Here is a 13,227-nt window from a genome sequence, read left to right as displayed (position 1 = left end):
ATATGATTAGAGTCACGAATTTAACCAAAAGCTTTAAAGGCTTGGAGGTTCTCAAGGGCATCGATCTGGAACTCAAGGACGGGGAAGTACTCTCGATTATCGGCCCATCCGGGTCGGGGAAATCGACGCTGATCCGCTGTTTGAACTTTCTGGAGAAACCGGATACCGGGATCATTGAAATCGGAAACGCCAAGCTGGACGCGGAAAACTGCACGCGTAAGGAAATTCAGCAGTTGCGTTCGCAAACCGCCATGGTTTTCCAAAATTATAATTTGTACAAAAATAAAACGGCATTGCAAAACGTGACGGAATCTTTGATCGTCGTGAAAAAGATGCCGAAAAAGGATGCGGACGAGCTTGGCATGCAATTACTGAAGCAGGTTGGGTTGGAGAGCAAGAAGGACAATTACCCCGCGACATTGTCGGGGGGCCAGCAGCAGCGTGTCAGCATCGCTCGGGCGCTGGCCATGCGCCCGCACGCCATTTTGTTCGACGAACCGACCTCATCGCTCGATCCGGAGCTGGTGGCCGAAGTGCTGCAGGTTATTAAATCGATCGCGGAGATGGACACGACCATGATCATCGTAACGCACGAAATGGGCTTTGCCCGCGAGGTATCGGATCACATCGTGTTTGTCGAAGGCGGCCACATCGTTGAGCAAGGCCCGCCCGATCAATTTTTCAACCATCCGCAGAAAGATCGGACGAAGCAGTTTCTTAAAAACTTTTCAAATGGATAGAACAGGTTGATTTAACTGGAGACCGGATCCCGGAGGGGAGAAGGTTTCTTTTTTTTGACATATTATTCATGTTCCCAAGGATTACAAACCGAAACCTGGCAACGCTCGATGTCTTTAACGTTTCGGGTTACAACGGTTAGATTGTGGGAGTATTATCTTTTATTTAGTTCGTCTTATATAGCTTGCTTGTTTTCTTCAGTTTCGCCACCTGCTCTTCGGACAACCCCGTAACTTTGGCCACCAGCGATGTTTCCATTCCCTCGCGAAGCATATTGAGCGCTGTCTTTTCTATCCCTTGCTCGATTCCTTTCTCCAAACCTTTCTCGTACCCCAAACGACTCCATGCGGGCATCAGTTCCATAAGGGACTCACCTTCCTCCGGGTATTGTTCTTTCAACTCTTCCAGCAACCGCTTGTCTTGCTCGGGATCGGCATTGAAATACTGATCGGCCACCGACATGATCAGGGCCATTCGTGCATCATCCAACTTTCCTTGCAGCCTTAAAATCATCCGTAAATACGCCAGGCGTATTTCTCGCTCTTCTCCCTTAGTATAGCCCATTTTCGCCAGCAGTGCAGCAGCCACCGGATTGCCGGAATCGATAAATTGCCGCCAGGGTTGCTTTCGCAGTTCCACCTTCATATACTCAAACTGCAAAATCGGCTGCTGCGGCGTGCTCATAACCAGCGTATTCTTCTCCTCCTTAGCCTCGTCCGCTGTAAAAACGGCGATGGGAATAATGAGTTTATACTCCTTCCGATGCCGCTCAAATAAACGGCTGAAGTAGATGAACATTCGCTCATGGAAGTCGTTCTCCCGATAGGACTGCGGCTCAATGTGGATCAATATGTACGCATCCAACTCCAAGTATCTCGTCTCCAGCAGCAGATCCAGCGTCCGCTTCTCCTCGCCAACGATATCTACTAGCAGCTCCTGCATCAAAAAACGGGTATGACGATGATCGAGCAGCTTGTCCAGCTCAGGAAAGAACAGTTCAATGAACTCCGCAAAAAAGGTTTGCAGCAGCTTCTTAAACGCTTCGTCGTGCGGGGTAAACGTCCTGCCATCCGGCCATTTCGCTTTCTTTTCTCTTACGGCTAGTTCATAAGCACTCATGATTAATCCCTCCTCCTTCCTCTTCCATAATCCAACAATTTCGCAACAAAAAAAGCACACCGCCACAACGCCCCTTAGGCGCCAGCAAGTGTGCTTCACTTTTCGTTCGTTTTTTATATGTAAACTATATCATCGATCAGCATGGAGAAGCAATGTTATTTTTACTGAAACAAATCCGCGTTTACTCAGGACATTGAGGAGGCTATAACTTTTATCAAAGTTCTTACTTTCACGGTTTTTTTCCATTATAGCTTTCAATTACATTTGTTGGATCAACATTATACAAAAGTATAAGAAATAAGAATAGTGCTACTAATACTATTAATATTGAACCCCAAATAACTTTAGCTTTTCGACTAATTTTTATCAGCTCCCCTACAGTATTTAAAATGTTTTGACCTCCACTAGTAACGTTTCATACCTTATCACCTTATTTATTCTGACCCAATCATGCACATTTTTGCCTTATTGCTCCATAATGCAGCTGGCCGTATTATAAAATTAGTGTATATTATTGTTCCGGTTTATTTGGTGAAGGAGGGGCCTGCTTGAAATCCGTGGCTACGATTCGCACGCAATTGGAAGAGTATTTGAAAAGCAACCGGATGACGCTGAATCAGTTTTCCGGAAAAACGCAGATTAACTCCGGGACGTTAAGCGGGATTATCAACGGTCATCGCCCCATTGCCATGCAGCAGCTGGACCGGATCACGGCGGGGATGGGATTGCCCGAAGGTTTTTTCTATGAGGCGTATATTGAAGAATGCTTTTTTCATGCTGCGCCGGATTGGCGCAGGTTGGGCCCCTTTTTGAGGCGATGCGCCGAGTTGAACAAGCTGGAATGTATTGAGCGAATGGTTCGGTTATTGATGGACAACCTCTCCTATATTCCACTGCTTTTTGATTTGGCCGAACAGTTTTTTCATGAAGGCAAGCGGGAGGCGGCCGTACTATTGTACGAAGCAGTTTCGGAGGGTGAACGGATGCAGCACTCCGAGCGGCTGGCGCTCTGCCGTTACCGTTTATTTACATTAAATTTGTCCAAGGACCAAAACAAGAACTTATTGCTGGCTGCCCAATTTGAACCTTATGTGGATCGGCTGGATGAACCTTATCAGTTGGATGGGTTAAATGATTTACTTAATGTGTTTCTTTCATTGCGTAGATGGAATAAGGTCAAAGAACTGGCGGAAAAATTAAAAGTAAGGGCAACTATTTATTATGAGATGAATGGTGGTAAAAAGCCGGCGGAAACCAAAAAACAGATTATTTTTTATGTTTTATATGCCTATTTAGAATTAGGTGACGCACTTTTCAATTTAGAAGACTATGAAAATGCGTTGCAATATGTTTCCCTGTATAAGGACTGCGATTGGGTGAAAAATCCAAATGAAGATGAACTGGTCGTGATTCACCAGTTTCAGGAGTTTGCTGAGGGCAATCGTTATCTGTATCAATTAATGTCGGGAAAGTGGAGGTTTTGCCGGAGTACGAGAGGTATATTTCTACCCGGGAAAACGAAATTTTCATCGCTTTATGCGAGATTGTCGTTGCGGCCAACCGGTTCGATTTTAACATCGATTTTATACTTGAGAAGTACAAGACTTATTTGAATTACCAGGAGCAGCACAACCGTGTCGGAAAAATCTTCGAACAGTATACTAAAGACCGTTACCTAAATTTATTAACGGGTTTGGGGGAATACTATTTAAAGAAAAAAGATTTTGACCGGGGCTTGAGGTTTGTCCTGGATAGTTTGGCGCTCGCGATTAAAATCCGCAGCGGACACGGAATGCTGAAAAGTGTAGAGTTGTTTGGACAATATCGAAGGTATGCCTCTGATGAAGTAAACCGGGAGTACAAACGGTTATATGAGAAAATGAATTTTACGGATATCAGTGTATAAAAATTAGATTACCTTGATCGGTCCTGCACCATCGAGGTTTTATTTTTTTAGAAAAAGTTAATTTTATAACATTTATTTCCTTTTCCTTATTGACCGATGTTATATTAGCCTATACTATTAGTCATATATGGTTGTTTATTCCATTATTGTGCTAAAGGAGGTGTTCACTTGAAAGCGGCAACGATGATTCGCTCCCAGTTGGAGGCTTATTTAAAAAACAAGAGTATCACGCTCAATCAATTCTCTGAACTTACGCAGATCAATTCCGGAACGTTAAGCGGTATTATCAATGGGCATCGGCCTATTGCCATGCAACAGCTTGACCGGATTACGACGGGGATGGGGCTCCCCGAAGGATATTTTTATGAGATGTATATTGATGAATGCTTTTTTCAGGCCGCGCCGGACTGGCGCAGATTGGGACCGTTTTTGCAGCGGTGCGCCGAGCTGAATAAGCTCGACTGTATTGAGCAATCGGTTCGGTTAATGATGGATAATCTTGCTTACATACCGTTGTTGTTTAACTTGGCCGAGCAGTTTTTTCATGAGAACAAATGGAAAGCGGCTGCTATACTTTATGAATCAATCGCAGAAAGTGAGCAGAAGCAGCATTCTGAGCGGCTGGCGCTTTGCCAATACCGGTTGTTTACGTTAGGGTTGTCCAAGGATCAGAATCGAAATTTGTTGCTGGCTTTGCAATTTGAACATTTTGTGGATCGGCTCGATGAACCTTATCAACTGGATGCGCTTAATGATTTAATTAATGTGTTTGCTTCTCTGCGTCGTTGGGATAAGTTAAAAGAATTAGCAGAAAAACTGAAAGTAAAAGCAACCATTCATTATGAGTTAAGCGGGAGCAAAAAATCAGTAGAAACCAAAAAGCAGACCATTTTTTACATTTTGTATGCCTATTTAGTGTTGGGTGAAGCTCATTTTTATTTGGCTGACTATGAGAATGCATTGAATTATGTTTCTTTCTATACGGATTGTAGTTGGGTGAAGCACCCCGATGAAGATGAAATTGGTGTGATCCTTCAATTTCAGGAATGGGCAGAAGGTAATCGTTACTTATATCAATTGATGGCTGGCAAAGTAGAGGTTATGCAGGATTATGTAGAGTATATTTCCACGAGGGAAAATGAAATCTTTCCGGCACTTTGCGAGATCGTAATTGCGGCAAACAAGTTTGATATAAATATTGATTTTGTACTTGAAAGATTTCAACCCTATCTAACATATCAAGAACAGCACTACCGATTCGGGAAAATTAGCGTGCAATATACCGATGATCGGTATGCAAGCTTATTAGCGGGTTTAGGTAAGTATTATTTAAACAAAAATGAGTTTGACCGAGGACTAACGTATGTCCTTGACAGTTTAGCATTCGCTATTGAAATTTGCAGCGTCATCGGTATGCTTAAAAGTATAGGGCTATTTGAACAAAACAGGGATTTAGCAACTGAAGAGGCTAACCGGCGGTACAAAATTTTAATTGGCGAGGTGCAAGAACTGAATGAAAAGAAAATTGACTTTATTAATAGCTGCATGTAGTCTGACGGCAGTCGTAACGGCACAGGTTATTTCACTTGTCCCTATTGGAAAACAGCCCAATCCAGGCATCACAATAAATGGCCACGGCTTGGGAGCTTAATTTCAGACAGAAAAAGTGCTCTTGGATTTTTTAATCCGGGAGCTTTTTTTATCTCGACCAAGCTGAACACTTTCCATACTCGCAAGAAGAACTACCAACTTAGCTTATTCAACTGCAAAAGTGCATTCTATCCTCCTTAAATTACCGCTCTAGGGTGATTGGAATGCAAAACTACATTTGAAAAGGGGCTATTTGATAAAAAAGAGAATTTTGACGGGAAATGAAGTGCACATTTGCATTTGGCGAGCTATGATCGGGGTATTTGGGCGGAAATGAGGTGCACTTTTGCATTTCGTGGATTGCTTAACAAGTCCTTAATCCATGTTCTCTCACTCCCTCCTCCCTCTGTAAGAAAGTTCCATTGCTGACAAACGGGCCACACCCTGGAATTAAACATCATAAATTAGAATGGTGGCGGTAGGAGGGAAAGCGTTGATGGAAAGCCCCGAAAAACTAAAAATAAGGATTGAATCAGCCCGAAGGAGGCTTGTCCAATTAGAGAGGATCTACGGGATCGGTCACGCTCTGGTCCTGAAACAATCCGTACGGTTGGACGAGCTCATTAATCAATATAACAGGTTCGGCAATTTGATGTCGGTAAAGAAAAAAGCCGATGTATAAACATAAACGAATCGACTTTATCATGCGCCCCTGCGTATTGGGCGGCGCCGAAGCTTGCAGTAATTGGGATGAACTCGCCAGCAGTGCCATTACCCAACGGCTCTCCCTCCAAAGCAGTTCGGAGCCTTTCCGCGACTTCCCCAGCTTCCCGGATGGAAGCCCCCGGCAGGCCGATGATAAATTCCTCGCCGCCATACCTGGCAAACAAGGCCCCCGACCGAAAAATAGTCCTGTACACTGCGGTGATATGCCTTAGGGCTTTGTCCCCGGCTTCATGGCCGTAAGTGTCATTGATCTTTTGGAAAAAATCGATGTCAGAATGAAGGAGCAGGACGTTCCCGCCGCCGCCGTTTCCTCCAGCAAGTTCAGGCCCTGCCTGAAAAAATCCACTCGCTTGCCAATGGCCTGGCTGCCGATCTCCGGCATCATTCCGGTCAGCGCTTGATCCCCGCCAGCGAGTTGCTTGACAGCTCGAACGCAAATCCGAAAATGTAAATGCACAAAGCAGCCATGTAAACCATAAAAGTCCGCGCAAAAGCGATGTTTTTGCGATTGATGAAGGCGTAAATGCCGAGAAACAAGGAAAATACGCCGGAGGTGGCGACAAAGCGTAATATATACGTTAGATTGGGGCTCCCATTGGTTATTGTTCTCCATAACTCGGGAGCCACAGGCACCCCTATTTTACGATTTATGAGTGATCATCAGGCCTTCACGTACGGTTCCAACAGCCAATCCGGCAAATAAGTCTTGGTGTTGTTCAGCATGGTCACGAAAAGCTCCTCCGCTTGCTCCGGCGTCAAGGCGGAGAGCAGGGGATCGTTCATGAACGCCCGCAGCGCCAGCGCCCGGTCTTGGTTCAGCGAAGCTTTGACCAGCGCCTCCTGGTTGTAAACGTGGCGGATGACCAGGTTGTTGATATCGTCCGGCAGGCTGCCGGCCAATACCGGCTGCACGCTGTCCGCGCTGAATACGGCGTTGGTCTCGACGACCGCGCCCAGCGGCAGCGAAGCCACCTGACCACGGTTTGGCAGGTTGACGTTGGTCACCATCGGCCCGCTGGCCCCAGTTAAGCTGCGCAGCATGGCGATGCCCTCTTCGCCGCTGTTTTTCAGCGTAAACGTTTCTTCGCCGGAGACGAGGCGACGGCTGCGGTCCATCAGCTTTTTCTGGTTATCGATCCGCCAGGAGACGGAGGTTAGCCCGAACTTCCAGCGTTTGACGTGTTCGGGACCACGCAAGTACCAGGTGTGTGGCAGGAATTCGGCGAGATGGCGGTCCCCGGCGGCGGCGATCAGGCCAAACCGCAGGAACAGATCGAAATGGATCCGGTTGGCGGAGGCGAAGCTGTTGTTGATCCAGTGGTCTTTATCGGCGTGGCCGCTGAACCCTTCCGCGGCGTATTTTACAGCAAATTCACGATAAAGCGGGAACAGGTCGGCGCCCCGGTAAGAAGTGCGGTCGAGCCAGGTGAAGTGGTTGATGCCGAGCACATTCACCTGGATGTCCTGACGCCGCACGTCTTCGATGCCCTGCATATTTTTAAGCATTTCGGCGAGCAGGGACTGCGTGCCAAACACCTCATGGCAGCAGCCAAACGCTTTGATGCCCGGAAACACTTCGTACAACGTGCGGGTCAGCACGCTCATCGGGTTGGTGTAGTTGATGACCCAGGCGCTTGGTGCGTGGTCGCGGATGGCAGCGGCGATCTCGGCGTACATCGGGATGCTGCGCAGCGCTCGAATGGCGCCGCCCGGACCGACGGTGTCGCCGACGGACTGATACACGCCATACGCTTCGGGCGCATGAACATCCGACTGCATCTCGGCGAACGTGCCGGGCAGAATCGAGATGATGACGAAATCGGCTCCTTTCAGCGCTTCCGGCAGCGTCTCCACTGCTTGGTAACGCCAGCGGCCGACGGCCTCGGGATGCTCTTGCAGCCGGTTGCCGATTTGCTCGTTAGCTTTGGCGGCCGCCAAGTTAATATCGTACAAAGCGACGGTCCCCGAAAGCGCCGGCTCTAAAGCCAGGTCGCTCATCAACCCCCAAGCCCAGCCGCGTGAGCCGCCCCCGATATAAGCGATTTTCAAATCCATCGATTTATTCACTCCTTCGTGTCGTGTTACAATTACGATAGAGCAAAATGAGAGCGATTACAGCACGATTATTGCTGAATTGATCGGCGGATTCTACATTTTTTGCTGAAATGGACTGGAGAAGTAAATCCAACTGCGGCAGGGGGGGACCGGGATGAATATGGAAGGGCAGCTCGCGCCCATCGAGCGGCGTTTCACGATCGAGGCGGCCAAGCAGCCGGGCCGGTTTACCATGGATGGGGAGCATTTTCACGATGCCTGGGAAATCTACTATTTGGTGTCCGGGGAGCGCTGTTATTTTATCAAAAATCAAACCTATCATATCCGCGGCGGCGATGTGGTGCTGATCCCGCTGGACGTGCTGCACAAAACTTCGCCCTCCGGCAGGCTGTCGCAGCCTCATGAGCGGATTCTGATCAATTTTCGCACGGAAGCGTTCGCCGGTGATCTGCCGGGCAGACAAGAGGAGATCAACCGCCTGTTCAACGATTATCCCGTGATGCGGCTAACCGCGGAGGAACAAAACTTCATGCAGCCTCTGCTCGCCCGGATGCTTGCCGAGCAGAGCGGGAGGGGGACCGGGTACGAGGATTATTGCCGGCTTCTTTTGTCACAGCTGCTGCTAACCCTGGTACGCTTGGCGGAGAACCGCCCAGTTGATCATGGGGAAGCGGAGGCGGGGAAGCGGCCTTACCGGGAAGTCACCGAGGTGGCCAAATACATCACCGCCCATTACGAAGAAAACCTCAGCCTAAGCGGGCTTGCCGGCCGGTTCCACCTCAGCGCGTATTACCTCAGCCACATTTTTCCACGGGTGACAGGGATGACGCTGGTCGCTTATATTAACCGTGTCCGCATCGAGCAGGCTTGCCGGCTGCTGCGGGAGACGGAGCTGCCGGTGACGGAAATCGCCTACCGCGTCGGCTACCAAAGCGGAACACATTTCGGCCGCGTGTTCAAGAAGGCGAAGGGCGTCTCGCCGCAGGGGTATCGAAGGGAGCAGGGGATGTTGGGGGGATAGGGCGGGGGATCACGTGGGAAGGAGCTCCCTTATTTAGATGAGCCATGTAAAAAGGACCCCAAAGCAGGATCCCAACCTAGAAAGCAGCGCTTGATAGTTAAGCCGGTAACCGAAAGTGGCAAGAAATATCGGCAGATCAACATCCGCTGTCCGGACGCTTTGCATGATTATCCCGTTTGATCCGGAAGCAGAGAGGAAGATAAATTCAGGAGAAGAAAATAGGTTTGGGAGCAGCAGATATGTTCGTGATCGTTAGACAGGTTTGTGAGAAGGCGGTTTAGGAGAAGTGAAGCAGACCTAACGGGAGGAATGGGGCAAGACACCGGGAAAAATGAAAAGGACCGTGATTAGCCCCCACCCTCTCCCCCCCTGAACAAGAGGGATAATCGTGCAAAGCAGCATGCAGGGATACCAAGACACGAACGCTATAGACAGCCACCTCAGAGCCAAAGTCATAATTTATTTTTTATCCTTATGTTTTTCGCAGAAGCGGGGATGATAAGATCAATTGTATTTTTTGCTTGAGTTGTATATTAATACGAGTATCAAGGAATATATAGAAGCAATGATTGGAGAAATGGTTATAGCCTGTAAATAAGTTAAAACATGGAATGAAGGAGCTAAAAAGATAACTATAAAGATGATGGTCATTGTTACTCTTATAAACAAATATTTCTTTACATAATAGACAAAAAAGAACTGAAAAGAAATCACGAAATAGAATAGAGATATAAAAAAGTAGTTCGTTATGTCGAGCGGACTCATACCGGAAATCATAAAAATAATTAAAAAGGGAATTAAGTAAAAGCAAAAGTGGGATATTGAAAATAAAAAGTTATGCATTCCATTTTTACTTTTATTGTAGATGTAATGTAAGGAGATCCCAGTGATCAATCCAGGTGTGAGAAATATATAAGATAAATCTGATCTGGTTATAGTGCCAAATTGATGATAATCATATAGGAAAGAGAGACCTATTATTAGAGAAGCAATAAAATAGACAATTATTAATTTCAATTGAAGTCGATACATTGGAAGCACTCCCAATAAACATAGTTTTGAGTCTGACTCCCCAAAAACAGGGAAGCCAGACTCATCTTCATGTTATTATTCACTCGCCTTGCGGCAATATAGCGATAACTGGCAAATCAGGATTTTGCCAGTTATTATTCTGCATTATAATTATCCCATTCCCACCCTGAGCGGCAAGATTTATAACTCTTTCATAGGTAGCAAGACAAATTCTTGTCAGTAGTATATTTGCCTTCTAACACACCTTTATTGATGTCCTTTAAATGGGATTTGATACCTTTGACAACTTCTTCTTTATAACCTTCTTTAATCGCTGAGTCAGCATCTAAGTAGAGGGTTCCATCACTCTGTCTGACAATGTAGTGGTCAAGTCCAACAACTTCAGGTGGTATCTGTGCATGAAATTGTGAAACTGAGTGTACCGGTGCTCCTTGTTGAGAAACTTCATTGGCAGCAAAAATGGAATGGCCGGAATAAGTAGTGCAAACCCTAGTGCGGCAGTAGCAGTTTTGATAGTAATTTCCCCATTTTAACTTACATCCTATATACTCACTGCAAATAAGTAATAACCCATATGAGCGGAATGCATCTGTAACTTTCCTCATATCTGTTTGTTATTTTTACATGTCTACACCTACGACTCTGCCGGAACCCGCTAATGGTAGATTTAGGGGATATTTTGCTAAAAACGTTGGGTCATTTCAAATATTACGGACTCACGGAAGTAAGCAGGGCGGAGGGGAAGCCGTAAAAGCGAGGTGCGGGTCGCAGGGTCGGAAATTACCCGGCGGCTGGTGGCGGAAATCGACCCGTGGGCGGAGGCATGCCTTAAGAATGATTACCTGTTTTACGATTTGCGGCATAATGAATTCCGGGCGATTCGCGATGAGGAAATGCGAATCGCCCGGTGTATTTTGAGGGTTTATGCGATGTAGATTTAAAGGATGACCCTGATCCGCCGCACTTCGCGGGTTAGTTTAGTTAACGCCTTTCGCTGCGGCCGCTTCCTTCGGGAAAAAGCTCGGCAGGAACTCCTTGTTCGCCTCCAGCATTTCATCCAACATGCGGATGGCCGCCTCGACGGACGGCACCAGCGGGTGATGGGCCAGCGCCTGAAGGGCGAGGCTGCGGTCGCCGGTGACGGCGGCGTCGATGGCCAGCTGCTCGTAGGTTTTGACCGCGTGGATCAGCCCTTTGGCCATCGGCGGGATTTTGGTCAGCGGCAGCGGGAGCGGGCCGTTTCGGGTCACGACGCAGTTGACCTCGATGCAGGCGTCGTCCGGCAGAAAGTCCAGGATGCCGCGATTGGCCACGTTGAGCGTCTGGATATCGTTCGTGCCGTTGTAGAGCGAGCGCATCAGATTGACCGCCGCCTCCGAGTAGAACGCGCCGCCCCGCTGCTCAAGCTGCTTCGGCTTCTCCTTTAGTTCGGGATCGTTGTAGAGCTCGAACAGCTCTTCTTCAACGCGCTTCACAACCTCGGCGCGGTTTTGCCCTTGTTTCAGGGATTCCAGCTGCTCCTCCAGCATCGCGTCGGTCATGTAAAAATATTTCAAATAATAAGAGGGCAGGGCGCGCAGGGATTGCAGAAATTCCGGATTCCATTCCCGGGGCGGCACGTTTTGCGCGCTGTAGCCGGCCGTGTCGGCCAGCATGTCATCCAGCTTGTCTTCGCCGTTCACATCGATCCGCGACACCCAATGCAGGTGGTTCAAGCCGACGAATTCGGCATACACCCGGTCCGCAGCTACGCCGTATTTGGCCGATACCTGCTTGATCAGGCCGATCGGGGCGTTGCAGAGACCGATACTCTTCACCTTGGAATACTTGTGAATCGCTTCGGTCACCATGCCTGCCGGGTTGGTGAAGTTGAGCAGCCACGCGTCCGGCGCCAGCTCCTCGATATCCCGGCACACGTCCAGCAGCACCGGAATCGTGCGCAGCGCCTTCATCATGCCGCCGGGACCGGTCGTCTCCTGGCCGATCACGCCGTATTTCGGCGGAATCGATTCATCGCGTGCCCGGGCGTCCAGCATGCCGACGCGCATTTGCGTGCTGACGAAATCGGCGCCTTCGATCGCCGCCCGGCGGTCGGTCGTCAGGTGTACTTTGATCGGCAGTCCCGACTTCTCGACCATTCGTTGGGCCAGATTGCCGACAATGTTCAGCTTGCGCAGGCCGGGCTCGATGTCGACGAGCCACAGCTCGCGCACCGGCAGCTCCCCGTAATGCAGGATGAAGCCTTCGACGAGCTCCGGCGTATACGAAGAGCCGCCGCCGATGACGGCGATCTTCAAGCCTTGTTCCGTTGCCAAGATCCATCACTCCTGTCGATATTATAAGTTCAATTTTAATAAAAAGCAGACCCTATCGACCTTATTTATCCCTTACAAGCATAATAAGGATTAATCAGGCGCATTCAGGCACATTCGGGCATGTTTTGGTCGTTTTCGGGCAAATAAGCACTAGCGTTGCATTAAATTCTGACAAGATACACAAGTTACACAAGACACACCTCTAACCCCAACTATTCTAACGGTTGCCATAACCGCTATGCGGTCAAAAAACGTTGATTTCAAATTGTAACGGTTGCCATAGCGCTTATTTCACTGAAACCCGGCTATTTTTGTCTAGATTAAGGTAATTAACGGCGTTCACAACCGTCCCTCGTATTTAAGAAGTTTTCTCACGAATACTCACTTATTCGCAGGATTTCGCTACCTTGAAAAGCGAAGAGATGGGGGAGCTCCGGACAAAAAGCCGTGGTTTCTTGCAAAAGGGTGTGCAGGAACAGAAGTCGTGCATCTTTGCACTTCTCCAAAAAATGGTTTCCTGCACCCTCCACTCGGCCCCTGGAGGTTCACCCTCCCATGTCTCTACGGGTCTTCGCCCTTACATTCCTTCGTTGTACCTGTCCAAGGCGTGGAGACCGATTGCGTTTAAAAGATGGGTCATTTGCCCTTACGGTTGCGAAACTCGGTTCTGTGTTGCTTTCTTTGTTCGAATCCTGCGAACGAGTCAATCTTCGTATGACGACGGA

Annotated in this window: 14 protein-coding genes; 8 read left to right on the top strand and 6 right to left on the bottom strand. The window is 48.2% G+C overall.

Annotated features, from left to right (window positions below):
* Positions 1-2 precede the first annotated feature (2 nt).
* Positions 3-740 (top strand): amino acid ABC transporter ATP-binding protein, encoded by a 738-nt coding sequence (locus NYE69_RS02650; protein WP_340923620.1) that lies wholly within the window; start codon positions 3-5, stop codon positions 738-740.
* Positions 741-903: 163 nt separating this feature from the next.
* Here the strand turns inward: NYE69_RS02650 and NYE69_RS02645 are convergent, their stop codons facing one another.
* The gene (locus tag NYE69_RS02645; protein ID WP_340923617.1) at positions 904-1,857 is read right to left on the bottom strand and encodes an Rpn family recombination-promoting nuclease/putative transposase; all 954 of its coding nucleotides are present in this window, start codon (positions 1,855-1,857) and stop codon (positions 904-906) included.
* 548 nt (positions 1,858-2,405) lie between these two features.
* Here NYE69_RS02645 and NYE69_RS02640 point away from each other — a divergent pair.
* The 4 genes from NYE69_RS02640 (at position 2,406) to NYE69_RS02625 (ending at position 6,035) form a co-directional block, all read left to right on the top strand.
* Complete coding sequence (locus NYE69_RS02640; RefSeq protein WP_340923615.1) at positions 2,406-3,470, top strand: helix-turn-helix domain-containing protein; 1,065 nt, start codon at positions 2,406-2,408, stop codon at positions 3,468-3,470.
* Complete coding sequence (locus tag NYE69_RS02635; protein WP_340923612.1) at positions 3,467-3,763, top strand: hypothetical protein; 297 nt, start codon at positions 3,467-3,469, stop codon at positions 3,761-3,763. Before NYE69_RS02640 ends, NYE69_RS02635 begins: the two co-directional genes overlap by 4 nt.
* Before the next feature lie 168 nt (positions 3,764-3,931).
* The gene (locus NYE69_RS02630; RefSeq protein ID WP_340923609.1) at positions 3,932-5,314 is read left to right on the top strand and encodes a helix-turn-helix domain-containing protein; all 1,383 of its coding nucleotides are present in this window, start codon (positions 3,932-3,934) and stop codon (positions 5,312-5,314) included.
* A gap of 508 nt (positions 5,315-5,822) precedes the next feature.
* Positions 5,823-6,035, top strand: coding sequence for an aspartyl-phosphate phosphatase Spo0E family protein (locus tag NYE69_RS02625; protein ID WP_340923606.1), 213 nt, complete (start codon positions 5,823-5,825; stop codon positions 6,033-6,035).
* Here the strand turns inward: NYE69_RS02625 and NYE69_RS33605 are convergent.
* A complete protein-coding gene (locus NYE69_RS33605) occupies positions 5,977-6,330 on the bottom strand; it encodes a GGDEF domain-containing protein (RefSeq protein WP_445744811.1) in 354 nt (117 codons plus the stop codon). The two genes, NYE69_RS02625 and NYE69_RS33605, sit on opposite strands and share 59 nt — an antisense overlap.
* Before the next feature lie 3 nt (positions 6,331-6,333).
* Between NYE69_RS33605 and NYE69_RS02620 the strand changes: the two genes are divergently transcribed.
* Positions 6,334-6,480 carry a hypothetical protein gene (locus NYE69_RS02620; protein ID WP_340923602.1) on the top strand — a complete coding sequence of 49 codons (147 nt, stop codon included), beginning with the start codon at positions 6,334-6,336 and terminating at the stop codon, positions 6,478-6,480.
* Here the strand turns inward: NYE69_RS02620 and NYE69_RS02615 are convergent.
* Both NYE69_RS02615 and NYE69_RS02610 read right to left on the bottom strand, forming a co-directional pair.
* Positions 6,470-6,706 (bottom strand): hypothetical protein, encoded by a 237-nt coding sequence (locus NYE69_RS02615; protein WP_340923599.1) that lies wholly within the window; start codon positions 6,704-6,706, stop codon positions 6,470-6,472. The two genes, NYE69_RS02620 and NYE69_RS02615, sit on opposite strands and share 11 nt — an antisense overlap.
* A 33-nt stretch (positions 6,707-6,739) precedes the next feature.
* A complete protein-coding gene (locus NYE69_RS02610) occupies positions 6,740-8,134 on the bottom strand; it encodes a family 4 glycosyl hydrolase (RefSeq protein WP_340923596.1) in 1,395 nt (464 codons plus the stop codon).
* 154 nt (positions 8,135-8,288) lie between these two features.
* On the opposite strand from NYE69_RS02610, the gene NYE69_RS02605 reads away from it, so the two are divergent.
* Positions 8,289-9,155 (top strand): AraC family transcriptional regulator, encoded by an 867-nt coding sequence (locus NYE69_RS02605; protein WP_340923593.1) that lies wholly within the window; start codon positions 8,289-8,291, stop codon positions 9,153-9,155.
* Between the two features lie 1,223 nt (positions 9,156-10,378).
* On the opposite strand, the gene NYE69_RS02600 is transcribed toward NYE69_RS02605, so the two are convergent.
* Complete coding sequence (locus NYE69_RS02600) at positions 10,379-10,792, bottom strand: hypothetical protein (protein WP_340923590.1); 414 nt, start codon at positions 10,790-10,792, stop codon at positions 10,379-10,381.
* Between the two features lie 153 nt (positions 10,793-10,945).
* On the opposite strand from NYE69_RS02600, the gene NYE69_RS02595 reads away from it, so the two are divergent.
* On the top strand, positions 10,946-11,122 hold the full coding sequence (locus NYE69_RS02595) for a hypothetical protein (RefSeq protein WP_340923587.1): 177 nt from the start codon (positions 10,946-10,948) through the stop codon (positions 11,120-11,122).
* Positions 11,123-11,164: 42 nt separating this feature from the next.
* On the opposite strand, the gene NYE69_RS02590 is transcribed toward NYE69_RS02595, so the two are convergent.
* Positions 11,165-12,502: a 6-phospho-beta-glucosidase gene (locus tag NYE69_RS02590; RefSeq protein ID WP_340923584.1), complete on the bottom strand. Its 1,338-nt coding sequence runs from the start codon at positions 12,500-12,502 to the stop codon at positions 11,165-11,167.
* Positions 12,503-13,227 lie beyond the last annotated feature (725 nt).

The sequence above is a fragment of the Paenibacillus sp. FSL R5-0527 genome (assembly GCF_038008055.1).
Taxonomy (GTDB): domain Bacteria; phylum Bacillota; class Bacilli; order Paenibacillales; family Paenibacillaceae; genus Fontibacillus; species Fontibacillus macerans.
Note: the sequence above shows the minus strand (reverse complement) of the source record. Positions and strands in the feature narration are given on the sequence as shown.